The organism is Brevundimonas sp. AVps5, assembly GCF_058681515.1.
Window position 1 is genome coordinate 2415475 of record NZ_CM178740.1, and the last position, 25645, is coordinate 2441119.

Sequence of the window (25645 nt, forward strand, 5' to 3'; positions counted from 1 at the left end):
CCGGGGCGCACAGCGAGCCCGGTAACCCGGCGGCGCAGGCCTGTGGAACGCCGCCTCCTTGATGTCGGGGTTGCCGGGTCCTCGGGTTCCGCTCTACGAGCGCCCCAGGGATGACGGAAGAGAAACAGGCATCATGACCCAGACGATCGACCGCCGGGTCACCGCCGCCCGCCGCATTGCCTCCCATATCGCAGAGCAGTTGCAGGCCGACCTGTCGCTTGAGCTCTGGACCGGCGAGGTCATCCCCCTCGGCCCGAATGCGCGCGACGACATCCGCATCGTGCTCGCCGACCCGTCGGCCGTCCGTCGTCTGGTGCTCAAGCCCGGCCTGATGACCCTGTTCGAGCTCTACGCCACCGGCGACGTGCGCATCGAGGGCGGTTCGCCGCTGGAGGCCGCCGACCGCTGGGATCACGGCCGTGCCGTCCACCTGCCGCGCCGGGTCAACAAGGGACTGATCGCGCGCGAACTGCTTCCCTTCCTGATGGCCGGGTCGAAACGCAGCGTCGGCGACGCCGCCTATGACCCCACCGGAGAGGCCGGCCAGCGCCAGGACAAGTCCGCGCGCCGGGACAAGGACTTCATCTCTTTCCACTACGACGTGGGCAACGACTTCTACGGCCTCTTCCTGGATCCGGAGATGGTCTATTCCAGCGCCTCCTACGCCGACCCCCACCAGTCGCTGGAGGACGCCCAGACCCGCAAGCTGGACCTCATCTGCCGCAAGCTGCGCCTCAAGCCAGGCCAGAAGCTGCTCGACGTCGGCTGCGGCTGGGGCGGGCTCTCCTGCTGGGCCGCCCGACACTATGGAGTCACCGTCCACGGCGTGACCCTGTCGGAGGAACAGCTCGCCTTCGCCGAGGCCAAGGTCGCCCGCCTCGGCCTGCAGGACAAAATCACCCTGGAGCTCAAGGACTACCGCGACCTGACCATGACCGAACAGTTCGACGCCGTCTCACAGGTGGAGATGTTCGAACACGTCGGCTTCGCCAACCACGACCGTCACTTCCTCGAGATGCATCGCCTGCTGAAGCCGGGCGGTCTCTATTTCCATCAGGCCTCAACCCGGCGCGGCGGCCGCGATCCCGGCAACATCACCCCCCAGACCACTGCGACCCGCACCATCGGCCGCTTCATCTTCCCGGGCGGAGAGCTGGACACCATCGGCATGACGGTCACCAACCTCGGCCGTCTCGGCTTCGAGGTTCTGGACGTCGAGGATCTGCGCGAGCATTTCCAGGCCACCACCGCCGAATGGTCCCGCCGCCTGATGGCCCGCCGCGACGAGGCCGTCGCCATGGTCGGCGAGGAACGCACCCGCCTGTGGCTCATCTTCTTCGCCATGTGCGCCAAGGGCTTCGAGCGCGGCTCAATCCTCGTCTACCAGACGGTCGCCCAGCGCCGCCGCGCGGGCCCCAGCGGCGTGCCGCTGGATCGGGGCAGTCTGTATCGGTGACGCCAGACATCTCCTCCCTGTCGCGCAGCGATGGGGAGGAGACAAAACCCCTCGACCGTTATAAAGTAACACGCTATATCGGGATCAATGTCGCCGCCCGATCTCGAACAGCCGGTCATCTGGTCCCTTCTGGGGGGCGGGTTCGTGGCGGCCTTCCTGCATGCGGCCCTGCCGACCCACTGGCTGCCGTTTGTTCTTGTCGGCCGCGCCCAGCGCTGGAGCCTGACGAAAAACCTGATGGCCGTCAGCGCCGCCGGTCTCGCCCATATCGCCTCGACCGCCCTCGTCGGCTCGCTGATCGTCGCCGCGGGCCTGGCGCTGGACGGGATCGTCGCCGGCCTGTTGCCCAACCTTTCGGCCGTCCTGCTGTTCGGCTTCGGCGGCTTTTATCTGATCAAGTCGGCCATCCGCCGCCCCGCCATGGCCGGCGGGCCTGCCCTCGATCTGGCCGAGCCCACGGTCGGCCATGCCACCGCCTTCTGGGGTCTGGTCGCCGTCATGGCGCTGTCGCCGGGCGAGGTGCTGCTGCCCATCTATATGTCCTCGGCCCAGGAGGGCGTCGGCGCCCTCGCCCTGCTGGCGCTCGTGTTCGCCGTGGGCACCATTCTCGGCATGGCCACCTTCACCACCCTGGCCCGCGCCGGTGCCTCGGTGCTCAGGCTGGAACGCTGGGCCCGCTACGAGGGGGCCATCCTCGGCCTCGCCCTGATCGCGATCGGCCTTCTCGTCGTGCTGCACCAGCACTAGACCTTGATCGGCTGAGGAGAGATCGCTTCGCGATCTCGCTGATGCCGTGAATCAAGGTCCAGCAGGATTCCGGGACCTGATCCGACCGGAAAACCGCTTCACACTTTTCCGGATCAGGTCCTAGGGTCGGGTCATGGCCCACTCCCACGCCGACCATGACCATGACCATGACCACCACGGTCACGACCATTCCCACGGGCATTCCCACGGGCATCACGGCCATGCCCACGGCCCGGTCGATACCGGCGACTGGCGCTACCTCGTCGGCCTGATCGTCAACCTCGCCTTCGTCGCCTGCGAGTTCGGGGCCGGCCTCTGGTCAGGCTCGACCGCCCTCCTCGCCGACGCCGGGCACAATCTGTCCGATGTCCTCGGGCTCGCCATGGCCGGGGGCGCGGCCGTCCTCGCCCGTCGCGCGGCGGGCAAACAGCTGACCTACGGCTTCGGCAAGGCGACCATCCTCGCCGCCCTCGCCAATGCGCTGCTGCTCATCTTCGCCTGCGGAGCCATCGCTTTCGAGGCCGTCCAGCGCCTGACCGACCCCGCGCCCGTCCAGTCCGGCGTCATCATGATCGTCGCCGGCATCGGCTTCGTCATCAATCTCGGCACCGCCCTGATGTTCATGCGCGACCAGCACTCGGACCTGAATGCCCGCGGCGCCTATCTGCACATGATGGCCGATGCGGGCGTCTCCATAGGCGTGGTCATCTCGGGCGCAGTGATCATGTTCACCGGCTGGTCGATCCTCGATCCGATCGTCTCGATCGTCATCGTCGCGGTCATCCTTCTCGGCACCTGGGGCCTGCTGAAGGATTCGGTCGGCCTCGCCATGGACGCCGCCCCCGGCTCGGTCGACGTCGCGGCGGTGCGCGAGGCCCTGACCGCCCTGCCCGGCGTCTCGGCCGTCCACGACCTGCACGTCTGGAACCTGTCGACCACGACGACCGCCCTGACCGCCCACCTCGTCCACGACCGCGGCGACCCTCGCGCCCTGCTGGCCGAGGCCCAGACCCTGGCCAAGACCCGTTTCAAGGTTGCCCACACGACACTCCAGCTCGAGACCGACGTCATGCCCGATTGCCCGGATTGTTGACCTCCCTCTCCCGGCGGGAGAGGGCTTGAGCGCCCGGGAGCCGTCAGGCGATCGGACTTGCGCGAAAGGGTGAGGGGCGTGCCCTCACCGGTTCACACCGAACCCCTCACCATTTCGGCTGCCGCATCGCTGCGCTCTGCGAGCCTCAAGCCCTCTCCCCCCGGGAGAGGGTTTCATTCTGACGAACCAGAGACCATCTAGCGCCCATGACCGACACCCGTATCCCCGTCACCGTCCTCACCGGCTATCTCGGCGCGGGCAAGACCACCCTGCTCAACCGCATCCTGACCGAGGACCACGGCAAGCGTTATGCCGTCATCGTCAACGAGTTCGGCGAGATCGGCATCGACAATGATCTCGTGGTGGGCGCCGACGAGGACGTGTTCGAGATGAACAACGGCTGCGTCTGCTGCACGGTGCGCGGCGACCTGATCCGCGTCGTCGCCGGGCTGATGAAGCGCCAGAAGCCGGGCGCCCCCGCCTTCGACGCCATCATCGTCGAGACCACGGGCCTGGCCGACCCCGGCCCGGTGGCCCAGACCTTCTTCGTCGACGAGGACGTGAAGGCCAAAACCACCCTCGACAGCGTCACCGCCCTGGTCGACGCCAAACACGTCATGGCCCGGCTGGACGACTCGAAGGAGGCCCGCGAACAGGTCGCCTTCGCCGACCGAATCATCCTCAACAAGACCGACCTGGCGACCGAGGCCGAGCTGGTCGCCGTCGAGCAGCGGCTGCGCAAGCTCAACCCGCTCGCCCCCATCACCCGCGCCGAACGTGCCAATGTGCCACTGGATCAGGTGCTCGGCCTGCATGGCTTCGACCTCGAGCGGATCCTCGACATCAATCCCGAGTTCGCGAACTCAGGGTCTGGCCCCGCCCACGGCGAGGCCGGCCACGTCCATGACGAGCACTGCGGCCACGACCATCATGACCACGGGCATGACCACGCGCACCATCACGACCATCACCACGGCCCGCGCGGCCACGACCACGGCGACGACATCAAGGGCATCTCCCTGTCGCTCGACCGCCCGATGAATGGCGTGAAATTCACCGCCTGGCTCGACAAGCTGCTGGGCGAGAAGGGCCAGGACATCCTGCGCGCCAAGGGCATCATCAATGTCGAGGGCGAGGACAAGCGCCTCGTCTTCCAGGCCGTCCACATGATCCTCGAGGGCGACCTCCAGCGCGAATGGGGTACCGCCGAACGCCGCTGGTCCCGCGCCGTCTTCATCGGCCGCGACCTCGACGAGGCCGCCATCAGGGCCGGCTTCGAAAGCTGCGCGGCTTGAGGCAAGCCCCGGTCGGAGGTAGATTAGCCGGATGACCATGGTCGTTGTCGATGCGAATGGCGAAGTCACGCTCCAGAAGGCGCTGCTGGAGCGTGCGGGTGCACATGCTGGCGACACCCTCGAAGTTGAGGTGCGGGTCGTCTCGCCGTCGCGAAGCGATCGGAAGCCTATCGACTGGGACAACATCGCCGGGATGCTGAAGAGGCCGGCCGGCGTCGCCCCGCTCTCGATCGAAGAGATGAACGAAGTCATCGCCAAGGGATGGGCGGGCGAGCTTGACGATAACGCCTGACACCAACCTGCTGGTTCGGGTGATCGTCCTCGACGATCCTGCACAGACGGAATGCGCAAAGGCTGAACTGGCCCAGGCGACACAGGTCTTCGTCACCCTCCCGGCCCTCTGCGAATTCTGCTGGGTTCTGCGAAGCCGGTACAGATTTTCAAACGCCGACATCGTGGCGGCGGTCTTGGCGATCTCGGGCGCGGAGAACGTCGTGGTCGATATCGATGCCGTCGATGCGGGTATCGACCTTCTGCGCGCCGGCGGTGATTTTGCCGACGCCGTGATCGCCGGACTGGGCCACCGACAAGGCAGCCGCGCCTTCGTCTCTTTCGACCGGACGGCGGTCAAACTGATCTCGGCGAGCGGCATTTTCGCCCGCCAACCTGCTTAAGAAACCCCATGACCACCTTCACCTTCGACGCCCAGGTCACCTCGGCCCATTTCGAATCCTCCGGCGCGGTCTTCGCCTTGGGCGACGGCACGGTCCGGTTCGAGGACCGGACCTTCGACGCGGTCCATGACGGCGCGATCCTGTGCGCCGTGGTCCATCCCTCCGGCGACGGCCTGGTCACCGGCGGTGACGACGGCCGCGTCATCTGGAGCCGCAAGGGCGAGGCCGGCCTCCTCGCCACCGCCAAGGGCCAGTGGATCGACTCCATCGACGCCTCGTCCGAAACGAAGCTGATCGCCTTCTCGGCCGGCAAGACCCTGTCGGTGATCGACGCGACCGACGCAGGCTTCCGCCGCGACTTCGTGCATGAGCGCACCGTCTCGGGCGTCGCCTTCGATCCCAAGGGCCGACGAATCGCGGCCTCGACCTATGGCGGGGCCTGGCTGTGGTATGCCCGGATCGCCGACCAGAAGCCGACGAAACTGGGCTGGGCCGGGTCGCACACCGGCGTCGCCTTCTCGCCCGACGGCGCCTTCGTGGTGACCATGATGCAGGACGCCCAGATTCACGGCTGGCGGCTGAAGGATGCGAAGAACATGCGGATGGGCGGCTATCCGTCCAAGATCCGCTCCGTCGCCTTCATGGCCAAAGGCCGGCTGCTGGCGACCTCCGGGGCCCAGGGCGCCGTGCTCTGGCCCTTCGACAGCACCAACGGCCCGATGGGGCGCGAGGCGTCCGAGATCGGCTTCGACGACTCGACCCTCGTCAACCTCGTCGCCGCCTCGAACCCGCACAGCCGCCTGGCCGCGGGTCTGGCCGACGGCCGCGTCTGGATCGCCGATCCGGCGGGTCAGGGGCTGAACTTCATCAAGGCCGAGAAGGGTGCCCCCATCGTGGCCCTGGCCATGAGCCCCGATGCGACCCGCGTGGCCTGGGCCGACGAGGACGGAAACGCCGGCGTCAGTGACATCTGAACCGCGACAGCCCGCGCCGACGCACCCTGCCATCGGCGCGAACGGGGGGTCCTGATGCGCGGTCAAGCGGGAGGCGGGACGCCGAGACTGGCCTTCGGCTGCATGGCCGTCGGCATTCTGATCCTGGTCGGCATCGGTGCCTTCGCCGTGGTCTTCCTGTGGGACGTCAACGTAAAATAGGCCGGCCCTTGCATGGCCACGCTTCCCGGCCAAAACTCCAGAGCATGATCGCTTGAGACAGAGCCGCTGCGCGGTTCTGGCTAAGGCGTGACTCAGGCTCTCGCTCAGATCTGGAGCCTGAGTCACCGCATCGGCGGACTCGCGTAGCGAGTCCTCCTCAACGGATCAGGCTCCAGGCCGGGAGGGATCATGACTGACACACCGCCGCCGCCCCGCAAGCGCCGCCCGATCCTGACCGCCCTGCTGGTGCTCGCCGCCCTGCCGGTCGGCGGCGTCCTGATCCACGCCTTCGTCCCGCCACCCCTGACCATTCTGATGTCGCGCGAGTTCCTGGCCGGTCACGGGCTGGACTACCGCTGGCGCTCGCTGGACCAGATCTCGCCCAACCTCGTCACCGCCGCCATCGCCGCCGAGGACGCCCGCTTCTGTTCCCATGGCGGCTTCGACATGAAGGCGATCGAAAAGGCCCTGCAGAACAACGAGCGCGGCCGCAAGATCCGCGGTGGCTCGACCATCTCGCAGCAGACCGCCAAGAACGTCTTCCTCTGGCCCGGCCGCGACTGGATCCGCAAAGGGTTGGAGGCCGGCTACACCCTGATGATCGAGACGGTCTGGTCCAAGCGCCGGATCATGGAGGTCTATCTGAACGTCGCCGAGATGGGGCCCGGCATCTTCGGCGCCGAGGCCGCCGCCCGGCACTGGTTCGGCAAGTCCGCCGCCGACCTGACCCCGCGCGAGGCGGCCCGGATCGCCGCCATCCTGCCCAGCCCGCGCCGCTACAACGCCGGCACCCCCGGCCCCTATGTCCGCGGGCGCGCCTCCAGCGTCCAGGCCAACGCCCGGGTCGTCCGCAACGAGGGCCTCGCCGCCTGCGTCCTCGGCTAACGCGCGTTTACCGTCCCTCTAGGACCAAGCCTTAACCGTCACGCGCTAGACGAGGTCGATTGCGGCCCTCCGTCCGGGGCCGCCGCGCACACAGGTGGGCCATGACGACCGAGAACCGGAGGAGCCGTCGAACACGGGACGTCGCGCGCCGTTTCGCCTCCGACACCCGTGGCAACATCGCCATGATCTCGGCCTTCGTGATCCCGGTCCTGCTGCTGATCACCTTCGGCGGCATCGACATCCACCGCGCCTCGACCGTGAAGGCGAACCTTCAGGACGCCCTCGACGCCGCCACCCTGGCCGCCGCCCGGTCGCCCTACACCGCCGACACCGACATCACCCGCGTGGGCCTGGCCTCTCTCCGCGCCAACCTCGCGCCCTACACCGACATCACCCTGCTGACGGCCCAGACGACCTTCGTTCTGGACCCCAGTACCGGCGCTGTGGCCGGCGACGCCAGGGTCGATGTCACGGCTCTCGTCGCCAACATCATCCTGCCGATGGTGGGACGCGGCACGGGCGACCAGATCCCGGTCGGTGCCCGCTCCGAGGTTCTGCGTTCGAACAACCGGGTCGAGGTCGCCCTGGTGCTGGACAATACAGGGTCCATGTCGGGGACCAAGCTGGCCAACACCAAGGCCGCCGCGATCGACCTGATCGACCGGCTGGAGGCGGCCGACAGCCGGTCGATCGAACCGGACGCGATCAAGATCTCCCTGGTGCCCTTCTCGCAGACCGTGCGAATCGCGGCCGGTGGCTCCAACACCGTGCCCAGCTATATGTCGAACGCCACGACCCACACGGGCGGCGGCACCTGGAACGCCACGTCCAACCCGACCAGCCTGTTCAGCACGGCCCGGGGGCGGTTCACCCTGTTCGGCGATATCGGCGCGACCTGGGGCGGCTGCGTCGAGGCCCGGCTCGCCCCCTTCGACATCCGCGACACCGCCCCCCTGTCCACCACCCAGGGCCGGATGTTCGTGCCCTATTTCGCCCCGGACCAGCCCGACCCGGGCGACTACCCGAACGACTCGACCTGGGGGAACTATGACGACGAGGACAACGACTATCTCGAGGACGCCCGCAACGGGAACAACTCCACCTTCGCCAGCACCGCGGCGCGCGAGAGCGAATGGGGTCTGCGCCTGCGGGACCGCACGCGATACAGGACCTCCAGCAAGCGGTCGGGCACGTACAACACCGGCTGGGGCCCCAATCGCGGCTGCGATCTCCAGCCGCTGATCCGGCTGACCGACAACTACAGCGCCCTGCGCACCGCGGTGAACAACATGATCGCCAGCGGCAACACCAACGTCCCGCTCGGCACGATGTGGGGCTGGCACACCCTGTCGCCCAACGCCCCGTTCGGCGACGGCCGCGCCTATGGCACCGCGCGGCTGACCAAGATCATCATCATCATGACCGACGGCGAGAACGTCATGAGCGACCGCAGCAACCCCAACCGGGGCTCCTACAGCGGCCTCGGCTACATCTATCAGAACCGCCTCGGCATCACCTCCGGCAGCGACTCCCAGCGCCGCACGGCGATGGACAACCGCTTCGACCATCCGACCGCCGGGGTCGAGGACATGTGCGGCAATATGAAAGCCGAGAACATCGAGGTGTACACCGTCGCGGTCCAGGTCGACGGCACGGCCCAGACCCTGCTGCGCCGCTGCGCCACCGACGACGCCCACTATTTCCCGGTCGACAGCGCGGGCGGCATCGGCGAGGCCTTCGACCGTATCGCCGGAGCCATCGAGAACCTCAGGATCTCGCGGTGATCGCCGCCGGAGGCCCGGCCTAGGCTCTTCGACGAACGGGAATCCTCCGGCCCGGGTTCGCACCGTGCGCCTTGTTGACTCCGGCCCGCCTGACGTCTTCCTACAAGACGCCTGCCTGTCTGATCATCCACCAACCGGGGCTCAAGCAGCGAGCGTCGTCATTCCCGCGCAGGCGGGAACGCGTCGCGAGCGGTAGCCCCATCCAGAATGGAGCACCAGAATGCCTTACGTGACCGGCTTCCTGACCCCCGTGAAAGCCGCGGACAAGGATCGCTACATCGCGTCCGCCCAGGTCAGCTGGCCCCTGTTCCAGGAGTTCGGCGCCCTCGAACAGGTCGAGACCTGGGGCGACGACGTCCCGGCGGGCAAGGTCACCGGCTTCGACCTGGCCGTGAAGCTGGAAGAGGGCGAGGTCGTGGTCTTCTCCTGGCTCAAATGGCCCGACAAGGCGACCGCCGACGCCGCCTGGACGAAGATGATGGAAGACCCCCGCTTCGCCGACATGGACATGCCCTTCGACGGCAAACGCATGATGTGGGGCGGCTTCGAGGTGATCTTCGGGGGATAGACCCCTCCCCCTCTCGTCCCCTCTCCCGGCGGGAGAGGGGTACTATGTGGGGTGACAAGGGCTCCGAGGCCCTCGCCGAGGAGCTCTGACATGGCCGATCAGACAGCGCCCACCCTCTCCCGGCGGGAGAGGGCTTGAGCACACGATCACGCCAGTGATCGTCCTTGTGCGACCCGAAGGGCGGCGCGTAGCAGCCAAAGGGTGAGGCGCACCCCTCACCGTGACCCCCGGACAGACCAGCGCCTCACCCTTTCGGCTAAGGCGCATCGCTTCGCTCTGCGAGCCTCAAGCCCTCTCCCGCCGGGAGAGGGGTCACGTGCCAAGGGGCGGAGGCAAGGACTGAACCGTCTAGAGCCGTCGCACGCGCGGACCCGTCTGCGCCTCGGGCGGCGTCCGGGACGGGTGGGCGGCCGTCGTCTCCGCCTCCGCCTCCGCGATCCCCTTCGGCGGCCATTCGATCCCGCTCATGTCGATCTCGCCGCCGAAGCCGCCGCGCGTCAGGCCGACGTGCTGGCGCAACATCCGGTCCGACGGTGCCGCCGGCGGTTCCACCGGGTGCAGGCGGCCGTGTTCGTCCCAGTAGCGGCTGGCCCAGCCGCCGGAGACGCCCCGGGCGAAGTCGGCCAGGGCCTGGTCGGGGCCGAGGGTCCGGGCGCGCCAGCGCAGGGCCGAGGCCGCCCAGTTGTCGGCCAGGTCATAGCCACGGGTGCTCAGAATGGCGTCGGCCATGATCAGGGCGCGCCGGCCCCAGGCCTCCTCCTGCCGCGCGCTCTCGGCCTCTCGCCAGGCCGCCTTCTCGTCGGCCCAGGCGGCCCGAAGGGCCTCCTGCTCCGCCTCCCATTCCTCGACCGTCGGCAGGTGTTCGGGCGGCGTCGCCTGACGCAACCGCACCAGGGTCTCGGCGGCCTTGAGCAGACCCGCGGCTTCCGCCCCCCGTCCGGCGGCGATGGCGGTGCCCGCGCGCGCCAGCGCCGCCTCGAAGGCGTCGGCAGGATCGATATCGACCGGCGTTTCGGCTGGAGCCGCAGACATCGGGTCGGCGCGACCGGCGAGACGGACGTCCTCCGCCTCGGTCTCCGCCTCCGCCTCGGCCATCATCGCCTTGCGGGTCCAGCCCTCGGCATTGGCGCGGTATCTGAGATTGCCGAGGCCGACGTCGAACCGCCGCGCGACCGAGGCCGCCGTCTCGCCGGCCAGATAGGCCGCCCTGACCCTGGCCCACACCGCCGGGGACCGCTGTTTGATCACGCGTCGCTCTGTCATCCGCGCATCATCGACCGCCGCTACGCCAGAATCGGTCGGAGCCGCTGGCGATCCTGGTCAGGTTGGCGTTCGGGGTTGGTGGATTTGGCGATAAAACGACGCAGGGCCTGTACTTGCGCTCTACTTATTTTCGTCATTCCGGGCGGAGAGGCGAAGCCTCGCAGACCCGGAACCCAGCGGCGCGCGAGAGCGCGAAACTGTCGCACATGGGCTCGCTGAAACATTTCGCCTTCGCTGCGCTACGGCGCCGCTGGGTTCCGGGTCTCCGCTGCGCTGCGCCCGGAATGACGAAAGAAAGAAAGGGCCGCTTCCTCGCGGAAGCGGCCCTACTGCCTACTGCCTACTGCCTACTACCCGACCTCAGCTATCCAGGAAGCTCCGCAGCTTCCGCGACCGGCTCGGGTGCTTCAGCTTGCGCAGCGCCTTGGCCTCGATCTGGCGGATGCGTTCGCGGGTGACCGAGAACTGCTGGCCGACCTCTTCAAGGGTGTGGTCGGTGTTCATGCCGATGCCGAAACGCATGCGCAGGACGCGCTCCTCGCGCGGCGTCAGGGACGCCAGCACGCGGGTGGTGGTCTCGCGAAGGTTCGACTGGATGGCCGCGTCGATGGGCAGGATGGCGTTTTTGTCCTCGATGAAGTCGCCCAGGTGGCTGTCTTCCTCGTCGCCGATCGGCGTCTCGAGGCTGATCGGTTCCTTGGCGATCTTCAGGACCTTGCGGACCTTCTCCAGAGGCATGGCCAGTTTTTCGGCCAGTTCTTCCGGGGTCGGCTCGCGGCCGATCTCGTGCAGCATCTGGCGGCTGGTGCGGACGATCTTGTTGATCGTCTCGATCATATGGACCGGGATGCGGATGGTCCGCGCCTGGTCGGCGATGGAGCGGGTGATCGCCTGACGGATCCACCAGGTGGCGTAGGTCGAGAACTTGTAGCCGCGGCGGTACTCGAACTTGTCGACCGCCTTCATCAGGCCGATGTTGCCCTCCTGGATCAGGTCCAGGAACTGCAGGCCGCGGTTCGTGTATTTCTTGGCGATGGAGATGACGAGGCGCAGGTTGGCCTCGACCATTTCCTTCTTGGCCTGACGGGCCTCGCGCTCGCCCTTCTGGACCGTCTGGACGATGCGGCGATAGTCGTCGATCGGCAGGCCGGCCTCGGTCGCCACGGCGGCGACATCGCCCCGGATGGTGGCGATCTGGGTCGCCTGGTCGTCGCTGAACTTGGTCCAGCGGACACCCATCGCCTTGACCGTTTCCGACCAGTGGGGGTCGAGCTCGCGGGTGAAATAGGCCTTCAGGAACTCGGGGCGGGAGATGCCGTAGCTGTCGGCCAGGCGCAGCAGCCGGCCTTCCAGACCGATCAGCCGCTTGTTGATCGCATACAGCTGCTCGACCAGGGCCTCGATACGGTTGTTGTTCAGCTTCAGCGTCTTGAGCCGGCCCGAGATGGCCGCAGACAGGGTGACATAGGCCTTGCGGTCCTTGGCGCTGAGATCCTCGCCCTTCAGCCGGGTGTCGACCAGCTTCTCCTGCAGTTTGCGGAAGGCGTCGAAGTCCGAGGCGATCGCGTCCAGGGTCTCCATGACGCCGTCGCGCAGCTCCGCCTCCAGGGCCGAGATCGACATCCCGCCGCCGTCGTCGAAGTCTTCGTCCTCCTCGTCCTGTTCCGGCTTCTCGGCCTCGGCCTCGGCGCCCTCTTCCGGCTCCGGCTTGGGCGGAAGCGGTTGGCCGGGGATCGGGGGCTGGGGTTGGTTGTGCGGCAGGGACGAGGGGTTGAGCACGCCGTAGGTGGCGTCCAGGTCGATGACCTCGCGCAGCAGGATGCGGTTGTTGGCCAGTTCGTCGCGCCACACCATGATGGCCTCGAACGTCAGGGCGCTTTCGCACAGGCCGCTGATCATGGCGTCGCGCCCGGCCTCGATCCGCTTGGCGATGGCGATCTCGCCCTCGCGCGACAGCAGCTCGACGCTCCCCATTTCCCGCAAATACATGCGGACGGGATCGTCAGTCCGGTCGTAGGTCGGCTTGGCATCGCCTTCGGTGACTGAAGTCTCCGCGCGCTCGGCGACTTCGCCACCCGTCGTTTCAGCCGCGTCTTCCTCGGCCTCGACAACATTGACGCCCATCTCGGACAACATCGCCAACGTATCTTCAATGGCGTCAGGCGTGACTTCTTCGGACGGCAGAACCTTGTTCAGCTCCTCCATCGTCACATAGCCACGCGCCTTGGCCTGTTTGATAAACTTCTTGACCCCCGCATCCGTCAGATCGAGCAAGGGCCCGTCGGTGGACGTGGACTCAGGCGGTTCCTGCGTATCAGTCATTCACTCAGATTCTCCGCGCCGTCAGGACCCCGCCGGCCCCTCGGCAAAAATGCAACATATGTTCCGAAATAGAACGCATCGGCGCGAAGTTCGTTACGAACCCGCCTCATCGTCCCAGATCGTCCCGGTCTTGATGGCTCGCCGCAATGCATCGCGCTCCGCCTTCAGACGACTGAAGGCGGATGCGTCGAAGGCGTGATCCGCCCCCGACTTCGCTGACGCCAGCGCCGCGTCCAGTCCCGCAGCGCGGGTCAGGGCGTCGAAGCCTTGCGACCACCGGACCCTTGCTTCGGCGAGGGGCGCATTTGCGGCCAGGAAAGGCGCGCCGGACTTTGCCGCCGCCTTCTCGACCTCGCGCACTAAAGCATCGTGTCCGGAGGTCGCGAGATGGCGACGCAGGGCCGCGCTGTCAAGCGTCTGGCCGCCAAACCGCAGCCGAACCAGCTCCTGCGCCAGGCCGTCCAGCGACGGATCACCGAAGCCGTGCGAGGCGATGGCTTCCAGATGATCGTCCATCCGCTCGGGATCCTCGATGGCACCGTGGGCGAGGGCCGCCGCGATCGGCTCTATCGACCGGCTCAGCGCCTGCATGGCCGAGGCGCCCTCGGCGGTCTGTCCCAGCTTCGGCGGAGGTCCCGGCTTCCAGCGTCCGCCGGCCTGCGGAGCCCGCTGCTGCGGCGCCGACCGGCTGGGGAACAGGGCGTCGAAGCGGTCGAACAGCTCGCGGCGATACTGCTCGGCCAGATCCTTGTCCTGGACCGCAGCGGCCGCCGAACGCAGTCGCCCCTTCAGCCCCGCCCGGCGCTCTGGCGTATCCAGCGGCTCCGCCTCGGCCTCGCGGCGGAACAGGACCTCGGCGAAGGGCCGCGTCTCGGTCATCGCCTGACGCAACGCCGGGGCACCCTTGTCACGGAGGATGTCGTCGGGGTCCTGCCCGCCTTCCAGCAGGGCGAAGCGGAACGAGCGACCAGATTTCAGCAACGGCAGGGCGCGTTCAATAGCGCGATAGGCCGCCCGCTGACCGGCTCCGTCGCCGTCGAAACACAAAACGGGTTCCGACGACACCCGCCACAACAGGGCCATCTGGTCCTCGGTCAGGGCCGTCCCCATCGGTGCCACGGCCGGCAGGCCCGCGCGCTGGCAGGCGATGACATCCATATATCCCTCGACCACGATCACGGCCTGGGTCGACTTGGACTCTGCCCCCAGGATGCGCCGGGCCTCGGGCAGACCGTACAGGGTCGCGCCCTTGTGGAAGAGCGGGCTCTCCGGTCCGTTCAGGTATTTGGCGCGATCGTCGGGGTTCATCGCCCGACCGCCGAAGCTGACCAGACGGCCGCGCGCATCGAGGATCGGGAACATCAGCCGGTCGCGGAACCGGTCGTAGGGCGCGCCGCCGCCTTCGGGCGAGATCAGCATCCCCATCTCGACCAGATCGCCCGGCCTGGCTCCCCGCTGGACCAGGGCCTGCTTCAGCCCCTCGCGGTCGTTCGGCGCATAGCCCAGGCCGAACCGTTCCCACTGATCCTCGGGCAGACCACGCTTTTCCAGATAGTCGCGCGCCGCCTTGCCTGTCGACCGGCGCAGGTTTGCCGCGAACCATTTCTGGGCCAGATCCATCCAGTCGGTGAGGCCCTGTTTCTTCGCCTCGCGTTCGGCGGCCTGGGGATCCTCGGCCGGCATCTGCATCCCGGCCTCGGCGGCCAAACGTTCGACCGCCTCAGGGAAGCTCAGCCGCTCGGTCTCCTGCAGGAAGGAGATGACGTCGCCGTGCTTGCCGGAGGAGAAGTCGTGGAAGAAGCCCTTGTCGTCATTGACGAAGAAGGACGGTGACTTCTCCTTCGAAAACGGACTCAGTCCGACCCATTCGCGTCCCTGACGCTTGAGCTTCACCGACCGGCCGATCACGTCGGACGGGCGAAGGCGGGCCTTCAGTTCCTCAAGGAAGCGGTCATCGAAACGCACCTCCGCTCTATAGCGCGACGGAAGCGGGTCGTGGCCGTTAAGCATTCATTAACCAACAAGGCCAAACCAAGACCATAAGATCATGTTTTATCAGAACATTTTTTGGTCAGATTGGGGAACTATCCACAGCATACAGGGTTAATCCACTGTTCCTTCCGGCGCAGAAGAGCCGATCCCCATTCAAGCCAGAGACGCTCCATGTTCATCGCCATCGCCCAGCCGGCGGTCGAGCCCATCGGACCCGATCCCGTCGCCGTGCCCTACGCCCCTGCTGTCCACGAGCTGAACCCGCGTGCGCTCCACGCCCGCCTGCTGGCCAACGCCGCCCAGCGGCGCCTGCGTGGCCTGGAACGCATGCGCGCGGACCGGCCGGAGGACGCGGAATACTGGCTGCATGCCGCCCCGGTCGCCGTGCGCAAAGCCTGTGCGCTGCGCGAAGACCGCAGCTTCGCGCCGCTGCCTTAACCTCGTCGTCCGCGCTCAAGCAGTGACGGGCCGCGCCCGAGGATAACGCCCTTCGCCTAGAGATACCCCAGCCACCAGTCGCGGCGGCGCGCCTTGACGCCCGCGAACCAGCGAACCAGCGGATAGAGCAGGGCAAGGATGACCATCCAGACGCCATAGACGGCCGGCAGGCTCAGGCCCCAGCCCTCGGGCGGGCCCAGGAACAGGGAGTTGATGAAGGCGGAGGCCGGATACCCCATGGCCATGCCGATCCCCATGGCCGCCAGATGCGCCATGTAGATGTGCAGCACATAGGCGAACAGCGGCGCCCTGCCGAAGGCCAGCAGGAACGACGCCGCCGGACCCTTCAGCCGCTCCAGCCAGGGCAGCAGCATCAGCGCTGGCCCGATCGTCATCAGCACAAACAGGGGCGAGGGCGGGTTCTTGCGCACGTCGAGAAAGTCGCCGACCGTCTTCCACAGCTCGGAATGGACCTGCCATGGGTGCGGGTCGGAGGCGATCGGCAGTCCTCTCAGGACGAGAAAGGCGGCTATCATCGACAGGCCCAGCACGGCCAGCGCCCGTCGCCGGGCCACCGTCTCCAGGGTGAATAGCCCGCCCAGCCCATAGCCCAGGCAGGCGATGCCGAACCAGGGCAGCACCGGATAGGCGGCCAGCACCGGCACGCCGCCGACGGGCACCATCCCCTGTCCCATCAGGGCGGTCCAGGCAGGTCCCCAGGCCCCCAGCGTCTCCGCCGACACCGGCTCCAGTAGAAGGCGGCCGATCAGGATGACAGCGCCCAGCACCAGGACCGCGCGTGGCGGCGCCCAGGTCAACAGCGACAGCAGCACCATAGACCAGCCGATGGCCCAGATCACTTGCAGGAAGACGACCACAGGGGTGTGGAACTGCCAGCCGAAGCCGACCACGGTCAGTTCCAGCACCACCAGCCACAGCCCGCGCGTCAGGAGAAAGCGCGACAGCTGTCCCGGACTCTTGCCGTTGAAACGCTGCAGATAGGCCCCGACGCCCGCCAGCAGGACAAATGTCGGGGCGCAGAAATGGGTGATCCACCGCGTCGCGAACAGCGCCGGGTTGGTCAGGTCCGGATCCAGGGCGTCGAACGCGACGCTGGGATGGAGGAAGTCCCTGACGTGATCCAGCACCATCAGGCAGATCACCAGGCCGCGCAGCATGTCGATGCCGTCGATGCGCGGGGCGCCGGTTCGGGTCACGCCGCCTGCAGTGGGACTGGCCAGTGGCGCATCATGGGCTTGTTCTGCGGCAGCGGTCATGGCGAACTCCCCTTGCGAACAAGGTTCCATCAGTATCGCCCCACCGCAAGTCAACTGCGACGGTGCCCTAGCGCCAGGCCTCGCCCGAGAGCGCGCCCTGCCGACCGACCTCATAGACCGCGCTCATCGACTCCACGCTGAAATCCAGGGCCGAGGCCTCTGAGTCATCCGGCAAGGCGGCGTAACGGAAGAACAGGTCATTGCGGTCGGCGAAGGCCTTGTTGCCCGCCAGCGTCGTCAGCAGGGAGGCGCGCAGCAGAATATCGATGCTGCGGCCCAGCACGCCCTGCGGCGTATCCCCGGTGATCTCGAAAGTCGGATTGGTCCGGCCGTTGACCACGACATAGAAGCGGGCGCCGCGCAGGGTGTCGGACGGCTCCTTGAACGACCAAAGGGTCTCCGGCACCGCCAGGAAGGGCGTCGTCACTCCGCCGTCGACATGCATCTCCTCGAAATACAGGCCTGCGTTGTCGGACTGGATCAACACGGGCGGAAAGGCACCGGGAATACTGGCCGAGGCGACCAGCACGCTGCGAAACAGCTCCAGCGCGGCAGGTGTGCCCTGTGTCGCGATGGCACCCAGATCCCAGCTGACCCCGCGCTGTGAATCCAGATCGGTCGTCGCGACCAGCAACACCCTCCCCCGGGCGTATTCAGCGGCAACGGCTTCCAGCAGGTCCTCGTCCACGAACCGTTCGACCAGGGCCCGCAGAGGTTCGGACCTGTAGATGCCGGAGCCGATCAGCGCGCCCAGCCCCTGCGACTGCAACAGGCCCGCAGCCGCGCCGCCGGTGTAGGCCTCGGCGAGTTCGTCGTCATAGTCGGGTCCCAGAAAGACGAACGGTGCCGCCAGGGCACCCGTGGAGACGCCGGTGACGACCTCGAAGTCCGGCCTCTCGCCCGTCTCGCTCCAGCCCTTCATCAGGCCGGCCGTGAAGGCGCCGTTCGAACCGCCGCCGGACAGGGCGATGAAGTCCAGCCGACCGTCGGGACCCAGCGGAACACCCTCGCGGAACGCCTGCTGGAAGATCGCCGCCCGGTCGTCGGCGTCCAGATAGACACGGATCGGATGGTTGGGCGCGGAGATCAGGCCCATCGGCCGCGCGCCTTGCCGGTCCTGCACGTCGAACGACGAGCGCGCGCCGCTGGCGCAGGCGCCGAGCATCAGAACAAGAGCGAGAAGGATCAGGCGAACCGGCATGGCCTCATGCCTAACACGTCAGCGCAGTTCAGGCAGACGACGCATGAGCGACTCGCGCAGCTTTCGCCACCGCTGGCCGGCACCCTTGGGGCGCACCCTCTCGCGCAGCTCCAGTCCCTGCCCCCAACGCTCGTGCATCGCCCTGGCCAGGTGGGGATGGCGGTCGTGCTGGTGGACGATGGCGCTGACGGAACCGTCGGGGTTGACCACCTCACCGTCCCTGAGGCTCAGGGCGTCGCAGGGCGTCAGGCCGATGGTGGCGACGCGGCCGAAGTTGTCGCGCACCTCGGCCTTCAGCAGGCCCATGTGGATGGCGATGTTACACGCCGCCTGATCGGCGCCGAACGCCCCGCCCATCTCCGACCGTGGGATGGCCGCAAGCATCAGGATCATCCGGCAGAAGCGAGATACGTCCGCCCGGGGCCCCATCACGGTGCCGACGCAGATGGCCGGGGCCGGGGCCAGGGCCGTGGCCATCGTGTCGCCGACCAGAGCCCTCAGATATTTCATGTTGAAGGCATGGTCCCCCAACCTGTCGCCCTCGACGAAGACTTCCAGCCCGATCGGCTGAGGGGCGAAGGGGGGGGTCTGGAACAGCACGTCGCGCACATCGGTGATCAGCACACTACCCACGTCCGTCCGATGGGTCAGGTAGCGATCGAAGGCGGCGAACCGTGCCATGACGGCATGAGGCTCCCATCCATGGATGGTCTCCGCTGACAGCATGCGAACGTCGTACTCGGCGAACAGCGTCCGGACATCATCGCGATCATCGACGACAAGAGCGATCTCGCCGTCGAACACCGCGCGCAACGAGCGCACGAAGGGCGCGATGTCGTGGGAATCGTAACCGGTGGCATACCCCAGCACCATATCGATCGACGCCGCTGGTCCGGCTTGTGACCGCTCGCCGACGGTCGCCAGCGCGGTGCCCAGCCAGCCCAGATAGGCCGAGGTCGCCGCCACAGGCGCTAGACCTTCATCAGATCGCTGAACCGGTCGAACAGATACAGGCTGTCAGCCGGCCCCGGAGAGGCTTCCGGATGGTGCTGGACGCTGAACACCGGGCGGTCCTTCAGCTGGATGCCGCAGTTGGTGCCGTCGAACAATGAGACGTGGGTCTCGAGCACCGCGTCCGGCAGGCTGTCGCGATCGACGGTGAAGCCGTGGTTCATCGACACGATCTCGACCTTGCCGGTCGTCAGATCCTTCACCGGATGGTTCGCGCCGTGGTGGCCCTGGTCCATCTTCACAGTCCTGGCGCCGAGCGCGAGGGCCAGCATCTGGTGGCCCAGGCAGATGCCGAAGACCGGCTTGCCGCTGTCCACCAGCTTGCGGATTTCCGGCACCGCATACTCGCCCGTCGCCGCCGGATCGCCCGGACCGTTCGACAGGACGATGCCGTCCGGCGACCGGGCCAGGATGTCCTCGGCCGTCGTGGTCGCCGGGACCACGGTGATCCTGGCCCCGGTCGAGGCCAGGGCCCGCAGGATGTTGCGCTTCACGCCGTAGTCCACGACCACGACGGTCTTGCGGCCCTCGGTCCTGGGGTGGCCCGCCGGCCATTCCCACAGGCCCTCGTCCCACTCGAACGCCTGCAGCGTCGAGGCGGGCCTGGCGAGGTCCAGACCCACGAGGCCGGTCCATTCGCGCGCCTGGGCGACGAGGGCGTCGAGATCAAACCTGCCTTCGGGATCGTGCGCGATCACCGCATGGGGCGCGCCGCGGTCGCGAATGCGCTGGGTCAGGGCGCGGGTGTCGATGCCCGCGAGGCCCACGACGCCGCGCCGCTTCATCCAGACATCGAAGCTGGCGTCCGAACGCCAGTTGGCCGGATCGGTCGGCACGTCGCGGAAGAGCGCGCCCCGCGCCGAGGTATCCGACCCACCGCCCATCTGTTCGATGTCCTCCACGTTCGTGCCGGTGTTGCCGACGTGCGGGAAGGTGAAGGCGAGGATCTGGCTCATGTACGACGGGTCGGTCAGAATCTCCTGATAGCCGGTCATGGCGGTGTTGAAGACCACCTCACCCAGGGCCGAGCCGGTCGCGCCGACTCCCACACCCTGGAAGATCGTGCCGTCGGCGAGAACGAGGACGCCGGTCGCGCCGGGAAGAAGCTGTGCGGTCATGACCGTCCCCTTACACCGAATCCCGGCGAACAAACGGCGGCGTGACTAAAGGGGCGGGGCGGGCGGGTCAATCACCACCGGATGGCGTCGACGCACCCACAACCAGCCGATGCTCACCAGGATGAAGAAGCCGACAGTGGGTGTCAGGTAGGGACCGGCTGCGGCGGCGACCGCGAACACCGAGAAGACCAGTGCGAAAACCGCCAGCAGCCTCCAACCCATCGACGGCGCGGCCCGGAACAGACCCACGGCGCAGACGGCGTAGATGCTCAGCGTCAGCACCGAGGTCACCCCCACCAGCACCCCGAACTGTTCGCCCAGCGTCGGCTGGACCGTGATCAGGGCCAGGACACTCATCACCCCGCCGTTGATGATCGGGTTGGACATCGGCAGGTTGCCGTCACCCCCGAACCAGCGCGGCAGATAGCCCTTCTCGGCCGCGCGCCGGGCCGTCTCGCCGCCCATCATGGTCCAGCCGGCGACCGTGCCCGCCACCTTGATGATGGCGCAAATCGCGACGAGGCCCGCCAGCGACGCCCCCAGCACCCGCGCCGCAAGATCGGCGTAGGGGCTGGTCGATCCCGCCAGGTCGGCCGTCGGGATCACCCCGAACACAGCCAGGCAGGCCGCGACATAGACGATAAAGGCCAGTAATACCCCGGCCACGCTGGCGCGGCCGACATCGCGCGCCGGATCCTTGACCAGCCGCGATAGAGCCGCCGCGCTCTCGACGCCCAGAAAGGCCCAGAAGATCACCGCCAGCGACGCCGGTACGGTCGCCGTCAACGGCCGGCCGTCGGGGCTCCATGACGCCGCGAAGACCGCTGGATCGAAGGCCATTACCCCGGCCACGACCGCCAGCACGATGGGGACAAGGCCGATCGCCAGCGCCAGCGCGCCGAACCGCGCCGCCGCCCTGGCGCCGAGGATATAGGCCAGCGTCGCCAGCCAGACGAAGCCGAGGTTGGCCAGGGCGCCGGGAACCGGCTGCTTCAGGACGGGGAAGAAGAAGGCCAGATAGCCGGTCCCCGCCACGGCCACCGCCACATTGCCGGCCATGCAGGCGGCCCAGTAGGCGAGCGCCGCCTGATAGCCGAAGAACCGGCCCATTCCGCGTTCGGCGAGATCGCTCAAACCATCTGCCGTCGGCTGGAACCGACCGAGCCCCGAAAACATCCACGCCAGGGTCAGGGCCCCGATCCCGCAAACGATCCAGCCGATGATACTCGAGCTTCCGATCGGCGCGAGCGTGGCGGGCAGAAGATAAAGCCCCGACCCGATCATGTTCCCGGCCACCACCAGGGCGGCCAGGCCCCAGCCCAGCCTGCGCGTCTCGATCATTGATGGACCTCCCCGATGCGGCGCTGAAACCAGCCGACAGCGCCCTCATGCACCGCGCTCAACACGCCGGTCTCATAGGCACCCGCCGTCAGGTTCCTCTGCACGGCCTCGCAGATGGCCGCGTCCTCAGCGGTGAGCCGGTCCGATGCGACCAGCGCCTCGCCCAGCGCCCCCTCCCCGCCGTCGTTGAGGAACAGATAGTCCAGCCGCGTCCGCCCCGTCCCGACCGGCGTCATCCGCTCGATCATGGCACCGTCGCGATAGACGTTGATCCCGAGGTTGGGCCACAGCCAGCCCCAGACCCCGGCCTGGGGCCCGTCATTCACCCCGACCGCCTCCTGGATCACCAGATCGCCCTCGACGCGGACGCGGTATTCCGCCGAGCCGAGTTCATCGGCCAGGACGGGATGGACCGACCCGATGTGATAGCCCTCGAGATAATTCTCGGCATAGACCTTCCAGTCGCAGGCCAGGTCATGGGTGCGGCGCGCGGCCGGGCGGGCGATGTCAAGCCCGCGTTCGGCCAGCAGCGCCTCCAGCGGCGAGACCGTCTCGCCCACGGGTGCGGCTTCGGGGTCCAGAGTCACAAAGGCCAGCCCGCGCCAGATCTCCAGTCGCAGGCTGAGAAGTCCGAACTCGCGGGGATCGAACGCCTCGGCGGTGCCGAACCCGGTCGCCATCCTCAGCCGACCCTCAAGCGTGTAGCGCCAGCCGTGGTAGCCGCAGACCAGTTCGCGCCCGCAATTCCCGGCGGTGCCGCTGACCAACGGCCCCGCCCGATGGCGGCAGACATTGTGGAAGGCCCGCAGCGCGCCGTCAGGCCCACGCACCATCAGCAGCCGATGCCCGGCGATATCTGCCGCGATCCAGTCGCCGGCGTCCGGCGCCTCGGCCTCGTGCCCCAGGAACAGCCAGGCCCGACCGAACACGGCCGACCGCTCGCGCAGCCACGCGTCGGGACATCCGTACAGCCGGGCCGGAAGAGTGACCTGCATGACCGGACAAGGCCCCGGCGGTCCGGCGTCGTCAAGCGGTTGATTTCCGACGGACTAGGCCGGAATCCGCGCACCGTCCCACGCGAAGACCCCGCCGCTGTCCGCCGCAGTCAGCCCGTCAACGACGCCGAGCATATGTTTCGCCGAGACGGCGGGTGAAAACAGCCTCTCCGCCGCGACCCCGCGCTGGAACGGTTCGCTCAGACCGGTATTCACCGTCCCCGGATGCAGGCCGACGACGATCGCCTGGGGATGAGAGCGCGCCATCTCGATCGCCAGGTTGCGCACGATCATGTTCAACGCCGCCTTGGAGGCACGATAGCTGTGCCAGCCGCCCAGCCGGTTGTCGCCGATTGAGCCGACCCGCGCCGACAGGGCGGCGAACACGACCCGCCTGTTTCGCGGCAGAAGCGGGAGGAAATGCTTGGCGACAAGCGCCGGGCCCACGGCGTTGACACGGTAGTCTCGCAGAAGGTGGTCGGCCGTCATCGTCCTGAACGAGCGTTCAGGGACCTCGCCGTGGTGCAGAACGCCGGTGGCCACGAAGATCAGAACCGGAGCCGGTCCCTCTGCGACTTGCCCGGCGGCGGCGGCGATGCTGGCCTCGTCTTCCAGATCCAGTCCCGTGCCCGAGCGAGACAGGCGGTGGATCGAGGCGAAGCGCCCCGACTCCGCCAGCCCATCGGCCACGGCCGCCCCGATGCCGCCGGAGGCCCCGACAACTACCGCAGAAACGACGACTGGAGCGAGGGCCTGCATGCGTCCGATCAACGCCCTCAGGCGGAGAAGAACAAGCCGGCATCGCGTCGCGCCCTTGCGCCCCCATATACTTTGTTATCCAAAGTTCTTTATATAAGGAGATCCGACGATGTCGCGCCCGACCCCAACCGCCTTGCTCGCCGCGCTGCTACTCACCTGTGGCAGCGTGTCCGCCGTCGAGGCCCAGACCACCGCCACGGCCGCCCCTGTTCCGCCGACCCGGGAGGTGCGCACAGCAGAGCTGGTCGCCGACTATTTCGCCGCTGATCCGGCCACGGCCTGGCGTGGTGCCGTTATCGTATTGGGCGGCTCGGAAGGCGGGCTGGGCGGCTCAGGGCGGATGGCCCGCAGGCTGGCGGCCGACGGCTTCGACGCCGTCGCCGTCTCCTATTTCGGAGCGCCGGGTCAGACCGAGGCCCTGAACCTGATCCCGATCGAGCCGGTCGATCGGGCGCTGGCCTGGCTAGACGCCCGCCCCGGCGCACCCGAGCCCGTCGCCGTTGTCGGCGTGTCCAAGGGGGGCGAACTGGCCCTGCTGGTCGCCAGCCGGAACCCGGCCATCGCCGCAGTCGTCGCGGCCGTGCCGTCGAACGTGGTCTGGGCCGGAATCGACCGGACCGGCGGCGCGGTGGGATCGTCCTGGACCGCAGCGGGTCAGCCCTTGCCGCATGTCCCCTACGACTTCAGCAAGGGATTCACCGGCATTTTCAACCTCTATCGCGACAGCCTCCCCGCCGCGTCACCGGAGGCCGAGATCCCGGTCGAACGGATCGCCGGGCCGATCCTTCTGGTCTCGGGCGAAGCCGACACACTGTGGCCTTCGACCGAGATGGCCGGTCGCGTCGAAGCCCGGCTGCGGTCGCATGGCTTCGCCCATCCGGTTGAGCACCTCGCCTATCCGGACGCAGGTCACGCCGTCTTCGGCGCGCCGGTCCGGGCCGATGCGCCAGGGATTCAAAACGTCACCGCCGTGGGCGGCACGGTGGAGGGCCTGGTCGCGGCGCGCGCCGACGTCTGGCCGCGCACCCTGACCTTCCTGAAAACGGCCCTTGCGGAAGCGGACTAGCCGCCGGCGAACCGTCAGGCCGCGCGACTGCCTTCCGGCGGTTCGCCATGGGCATTGGCCTCCGGCTGACCCTTCTGCGCATAAAAGACGATCAGGATGATGATCCCGATCAAGGGGATCAGGCCCAACAGGACCCACCAGCCCGTTTTGCCCGTATCGTGCAGCCGCCGGATCGCCGCCGCCAGCATCGGGATGAAGGAGCCGATGGCGAAGATCCCCGCCAGCGGACCGGATGAGGAAAAGTCGAGCCCGTCGTTCCCGATGACGGCACGGCCGGCTCCGAACACCATGCCGTCGATGACGCTGAGGATCGCGGCGGCGACGAAGTAGAACAGGACGAAGTACCAGAACTCCTTGCGGTCCGACCGACCGTTGAACTGGGCGTATTTCTTGTAAGGCAGGATGAAGTCGTTCATGCGTCTCTCCCCTCGCTGAGGCCTCTCGCATATCACGAATCGGCAAAATTGATATCGGCTCGACCATGACCATCACGACAGTCGGGCTCGATGCCGATGACACCCTCTGGCACAACGAGACGATCTTTCGCCTGACCCATGCGCGGTTCGTGGACCTGCTCGCCGACCACGGCGACGAGGCGACCATCGAGGCGCGCATGGCAGATACCGAGCGGCGCAACCTCCGCCTCTACGGCTATGGGGTGAAGGGCTTTACCCTGTCGATGATCGAGACGGCGATGGAGCTGTGCGACGGCGGTGCCCCGCCCGAGGTCGTGCGCGAGATCCTGGCCGCCGGGCGCGAAATGCTGGGTCATCCCGTCGAGACCCTGCCCGGCGTCGACGAGGCCCTGGCGAAGCTGTCGGAGCGCTACCGGCTGGTCCTGATCACCAAGGGCGACCTGATGGATCAGGAACGCAAGGTCGCGGCCTCGGGCCTGGGCGACCTGTTCGCCGCGGTCGAGATCGTCTCGGAGAAGGATCGCGGCACCTATGACCGCGTCTTCGCCCGTCACGGCACGGGGGCGGACGAGGCGGTCATGGCCGGCAATTCGGTCAAATCGGATGTCATCCCCGCCATCGAGGCCGGGGCCTTCGCCGTGCACATTCCCTATCACGTCACCTGGGCCCACGAGTTCGCCGAACCGCCGGTCGACCATCCGCGTTTCGGCCTGCTGGACTGCATCGCGGACCTGCCCGCCTGGATCGCCGAAAGAGATGCGCCCTGACCAGGGGCTTGCCCCTCGCCCCC

At 67.7% G+C, this 25645-nt stretch carries 25 protein-coding genes; 14 read left to right on the plus strand and 11 right to left on the minus strand.

Annotated elements, in window-relative coordinates:
* The first annotated feature begins 133 nt into the window (after window positions 1-133).
* From ACW18A_RS12260 to ACW18A_RS12310, 11 genes are all read left to right on the plus strand, one after another.
* Window positions 134-1456: a class I SAM-dependent methyltransferase gene (locus ACW18A_RS12260; protein ID WP_492021998.1), complete on the plus strand. Its 1323-nt coding sequence runs from the start codon at window positions 134-136 to the stop codon at window positions 1454-1456.
* 87 nt (window positions 1457-1543) lie between these two features.
* A complete protein-coding gene (locus ACW18A_RS12265; protein ID WP_492021999.1) occupies window positions 1544-2203 on the plus strand; it encodes a hypothetical protein in 660 nt (219 codons plus the stop codon).
* A gap of 133 nt (window positions 2204-2336) precedes the next feature.
* Window positions 2337-3296, plus strand: coding sequence for a cation diffusion facilitator family transporter (locus ACW18A_RS12270; RefSeq protein WP_492022000.1), 960 nt, complete (start codon window positions 2337-2339; stop codon window positions 3294-3296).
* 206 nt (window positions 3297-3502) lie between these two features.
* On the plus strand, window positions 3503-4591 hold the full coding sequence (locus ACW18A_RS12275; protein WP_492022001.1) for a CobW family GTP-binding protein: 1089 nt from the start codon (window positions 3503-3505) through the stop codon (window positions 4589-4591).
* A 31-nt stretch (window positions 4592-4622) separates the two neighbouring features.
* Window positions 4623-4883, plus strand: coding sequence for an AbrB/MazE/SpoVT family DNA-binding domain-containing protein (locus ACW18A_RS12280; RefSeq protein WP_492022002.1), 261 nt, complete (start codon window positions 4623-4625; stop codon window positions 4881-4883).
* Window positions 4867-5265 (plus strand): type II toxin-antitoxin system VapC family toxin, encoded by a 399-nt coding sequence (locus ACW18A_RS12285; RefSeq protein ID WP_492022003.1) that lies wholly within the window; start codon window positions 4867-4869, stop codon window positions 5263-5265. Before ACW18A_RS12280 ends, ACW18A_RS12285 begins: the two co-directional genes overlap by 17 nt.
* Window positions 5266-5273: 8 nt before the next feature.
* Entirely contained in the window at window positions 5274-6239 is a 966-nt protein-coding gene (locus ACW18A_RS12290) for a WD40 repeat domain-containing protein (RefSeq protein ID WP_492022004.1), read from the plus strand.
* Window positions 6240-6293: 54 nt separating this feature from the next.
* Complete coding sequence (locus tag ACW18A_RS12295; RefSeq protein WP_492022005.1) at window positions 6294-6419, plus strand: hypothetical protein; 126 nt, start codon at window positions 6294-6296, stop codon at window positions 6417-6419.
* Between the two features lie 189 nt (window positions 6420-6608).
* Window positions 6609-7304 carry a monofunctional biosynthetic peptidoglycan transglycosylase gene (gene mtgA / locus ACW18A_RS12300; protein ID WP_492022006.1) on the plus strand — a complete coding sequence of 232 codons (696 nt, stop codon included), beginning with the start codon at window positions 6609-6611 and terminating at the stop codon, window positions 7302-7304.
* Between the two features lie 101 nt (window positions 7305-7405).
* On the plus strand, window positions 7406-9088 hold the full coding sequence (locus tag ACW18A_RS12305) for a TadE/TadG family type IV pilus assembly protein (RefSeq protein ID WP_492022007.1): 1683 nt from the start codon (window positions 7406-7408) through the stop codon (window positions 9086-9088).
* 220 nt (window positions 9089-9308) lie between these two features.
* On the plus strand, window positions 9309-9656 hold the full coding sequence (locus ACW18A_RS12310) for a DUF1428 domain-containing protein (protein ID WP_492022009.1): 348 nt from the start codon (window positions 9309-9311) through the stop codon (window positions 9654-9656).
* A gap of 348 nt (window positions 9657-10004) precedes the next feature.
* On the opposite strand, the gene ACW18A_RS12315 is transcribed toward ACW18A_RS12310, so the two are convergent.
* The 3 genes from ACW18A_RS12315 to dnaG all read right to left on the minus strand — a co-directional run bounded on the left by ACW18A_RS12315 (window position 10005) and on the right by dnaG (window position 15206).
* Complete coding sequence (locus ACW18A_RS12315; RefSeq protein ID WP_492022010.1) at window positions 10005-10919, minus strand: hypothetical protein; 915 nt, start codon at window positions 10917-10919, stop codon at window positions 10005-10007.
* A 360-nt stretch (window positions 10920-11279) separates the two neighbouring features.
* Complete coding sequence (gene rpoD, locus ACW18A_RS12320; protein ID WP_492022011.1) at window positions 11280-13241, minus strand: RNA polymerase sigma factor RpoD; 1962 nt, start codon at window positions 13239-13241, stop codon at window positions 11280-11282.
* A gap of 93 nt (window positions 13242-13334) precedes the next feature.
* Complete coding sequence (gene dnaG, locus ACW18A_RS12325; protein WP_492022012.1) at window positions 13335-15206, minus strand: DNA primase; 1872 nt, start codon at window positions 15204-15206, stop codon at window positions 13335-13337.
* Between the two features lie 198 nt (window positions 15207-15404).
* Between dnaG and ACW18A_RS12330 the strand changes: the two genes are divergently transcribed.
* Complete coding sequence (locus tag ACW18A_RS12330) at window positions 15405-15671, plus strand: hypothetical protein (RefSeq protein ID WP_492022013.1); 267 nt, start codon at window positions 15405-15407, stop codon at window positions 15669-15671.
* Between the two features lie 56 nt (window positions 15672-15727).
* Here the strand turns inward: ACW18A_RS12330 and ACW18A_RS12335 are convergent, their stop codons facing one another.
* From ACW18A_RS12335 to ACW18A_RS12365, 7 genes are all read right to left on the minus strand, one after another.
* Window positions 15728-16948, minus strand: a complete 1221-nt coding sequence (locus ACW18A_RS12335) for an acetyltransferase domain-containing protein (RefSeq protein WP_492022014.1) — start codon at window positions 16946-16948, stop codon at window positions 15728-15730.
* A gap of 67 nt (window positions 16949-17015) precedes the next feature.
* On the minus strand, window positions 17016-18149 hold the full coding sequence (locus ACW18A_RS12340) for a patatin-like phospholipase family protein (RefSeq protein ID WP_492022015.1): 1134 nt from the start codon (window positions 18147-18149) through the stop codon (window positions 17016-17018).
* An 18-nt stretch (window positions 18150-18167) separates the two neighbouring features.
* A complete protein-coding gene (locus tag ACW18A_RS12345; RefSeq protein WP_492022016.1) occupies window positions 18168-19115 on the minus strand; it encodes a hypothetical protein in 948 nt (315 codons plus the stop codon).
* Between the two features lie 5 nt (window positions 19116-19120).
* A complete protein-coding gene (gene carA / locus ACW18A_RS12350) occupies window positions 19121-20278 on the minus strand; it encodes a glutamine-hydrolyzing carbamoyl-phosphate synthase small subunit (RefSeq protein ID WP_492022017.1) in 1158 nt (385 codons plus the stop codon).
* A gap of 45 nt (window positions 20279-20323) precedes the next feature.
* A complete protein-coding gene (locus tag ACW18A_RS12355; RefSeq protein WP_492022018.1) occupies window positions 20324-21619 on the minus strand; it encodes an amino acid permease in 1296 nt (431 codons plus the stop codon).
* Window positions 21616-22614 (minus strand): aromatic ring-hydroxylating oxygenase subunit alpha, encoded by a 999-nt coding sequence (locus ACW18A_RS12360; RefSeq protein WP_492022019.1) that lies wholly within the window; start codon window positions 22612-22614, stop codon window positions 21616-21618. The genes ACW18A_RS12355 and ACW18A_RS12360 overlap by 4 nt, the downstream gene beginning before the upstream one ends.
* 54 nt (window positions 22615-22668) lie before the next feature.
* Entirely contained in the window at window positions 22669-23373 is a 705-nt protein-coding gene (locus ACW18A_RS12365; protein ID WP_492022020.1) for an SDR family NAD(P)-dependent oxidoreductase, read from the minus strand.
* A 109-nt stretch (window positions 23374-23482) separates the two neighbouring features.
* On the opposite strand from ACW18A_RS12365, the gene ACW18A_RS12370 reads away from it, so the two are divergent.
* The gene (locus ACW18A_RS12370; RefSeq protein ID WP_492022021.1) at window positions 23483-24439 is read left to right on the plus strand and encodes an acyl-CoA thioester hydrolase/BAAT C-terminal domain-containing protein; all 957 of its coding nucleotides are present in this window, start codon (window positions 23483-23485) and stop codon (window positions 24437-24439) included.
* Between the two features lie 14 nt (window positions 24440-24453).
* On the opposite strand, the gene ACW18A_RS12375 is transcribed toward ACW18A_RS12370, so the two are convergent.
* Entirely contained in the window at window positions 24454-24855 is a 402-nt protein-coding gene (locus ACW18A_RS12375) for a DUF805 domain-containing protein (RefSeq protein WP_492022022.1), read from the minus strand.
* A 65-nt stretch (window positions 24856-24920) separates the two neighbouring features.
* On the opposite strand from ACW18A_RS12375, the gene ACW18A_RS12380 reads away from it, so the two are divergent.
* Window positions 24921-25622 carry an HAD family hydrolase gene (locus tag ACW18A_RS12380; protein WP_492022023.1) on the plus strand — a complete coding sequence of 234 codons (702 nt, stop codon included), beginning with the start codon at window positions 24921-24923 and terminating at the stop codon, window positions 25620-25622.
* Window positions 25623-25645 lie beyond the last annotated feature (23 nt).

What these genes read in the sequence shown, in the direction of transcription:
- ACW18A_RS12275 (WP_492022001.1), top strand. Translation starts at nt 3,503, where the DNA reads ATGACCGACACCCGTATCCCCGTCACCGTCCTCACCGGCTATCTCGGC.
- ACW18A_RS12265 (WP_492021999.1), top strand. Translation starts at nt 1,544, where the DNA reads ATGTCGCCGCCCGATCTCGAACAGCCGGTCATCTGGTCCCTTCTGGGG.
- ACW18A_RS12305 (WP_492022007.1), top strand. Translation starts at nt 7,406, where the DNA reads ATGACGACCGAGAACCGGAGGAGCCGTCGAACACGGGACGTCGCGCGC.
- ACW18A_RS12375 (WP_492022022.1), bottom strand. Translation starts at nt 24,855, where the DNA reads ATGAACGACTTCATCCTGCCTTACAAGAAATACGCCCAGTTCAACGGT.
- ACW18A_RS12355 (WP_492022018.1), bottom strand. Translation starts at nt 21,619, where the DNA reads ATGATCGAGACGCGCAGGCTGGGCTGGGGCCTGGCCGCCCTGGTGGTG.
- ACW18A_RS12335 (WP_492022014.1), bottom strand. Translation starts at nt 16,948, where the DNA reads ATGACCGCTGCCGCAGAACAAGCCCATGATGCGCCACTGGCCAGTCCC.
- ACW18A_RS12380 (WP_492022023.1), top strand. Translation starts at nt 24,921, where the DNA reads ATGACCATCACGACAGTCGGGCTCGATGCCGATGACACCCTCTGGCAC.
- ACW18A_RS12290 (WP_492022004.1), top strand. Translation starts at nt 5,274, where the DNA reads ATGACCACCTTCACCTTCGACGCCCAGGTCACCTCGGCCCATTTCGAA.
- ACW18A_RS12315 (WP_492022010.1), bottom strand. Translation starts at nt 10,919, where the DNA reads ATGACAGAGCGACGCGTGATCAAACAGCGGTCCCCGGCGGTGTGGGCC.
- ACW18A_RS12260 (WP_492021998.1), top strand. Translation starts at nt 134, where the DNA reads ATGACCCAGACGATCGACCGCCGGGTCACCGCCGCCCGCCGCATTGCC.
- ACW18A_RS12310 (WP_492022009.1), top strand. Translation starts at nt 9,309, where the DNA reads ATGCCTTACGTGACCGGCTTCCTGACCCCCGTGAAAGCCGCGGACAAG.
- ACW18A_RS12330 (WP_492022013.1), top strand. Translation starts at nt 15,405, where the DNA reads ATGTTCATCGCCATCGCCCAGCCGGCGGTCGAGCCCATCGGACCCGAT.
- ACW18A_RS12270 (WP_492022000.1), top strand. Translation starts at nt 2,337, where the DNA reads ATGGCCCACTCCCACGCCGACCATGACCATGACCATGACCACCACGGT.
- ACW18A_RS12360 (WP_492022019.1), bottom strand. Translation starts at nt 22,614, where the DNA reads ATGCAGGTCACTCTTCCGGCCCGGCTGTACGGATGTCCCGACGCGTGG.
- ACW18A_RS12370 (WP_492022021.1), top strand. Translation starts at nt 23,483, where the DNA reads ATGTCGCGCCCGACCCCAACCGCCTTGCTCGCCGCGCTGCTACTCACC.
- mtgA (WP_492022006.1), top strand. Translation starts at nt 6,609, where the DNA reads ATGACTGACACACCGCCGCCGCCCCGCAAGCGCCGCCCGATCCTGACC.
- rpoD (WP_492022011.1), bottom strand. Translation starts at nt 13,241, where the DNA reads ATGACTGATACGCAGGAACCGCCTGAGTCCACGTCCACCGACGGGCCC.
- ACW18A_RS12340 (WP_492022015.1), bottom strand. Translation starts at nt 18,149, where the DNA reads ATGCCGGTTCGCCTGATCCTTCTCGCTCTTGTTCTGATGCTCGGCGCC.
- ACW18A_RS12365 (WP_492022020.1), bottom strand. Translation starts at nt 23,373, where the DNA reads ATGCAGGCCCTCGCTCCAGTCGTCGTTTCTGCGGTAGTTGTCGGGGCC.
- ACW18A_RS12295 (WP_492022005.1), top strand. Translation starts at nt 6,294, where the DNA reads ATGCGCGGTCAAGCGGGAGGCGGGACGCCGAGACTGGCCTTCGGCTGC.
- ACW18A_RS12280 (WP_492022002.1), top strand. Translation starts at nt 4,623, where the DNA reads ATGACCATGGTCGTTGTCGATGCGAATGGCGAAGTCACGCTCCAGAAG.
- carA (WP_492022017.1), bottom strand. Translation starts at nt 20,278, where the DNA reads ATGACCGCACAGCTTCTTCCCGGCGCGACCGGCGTCCTCGTTCTCGCC.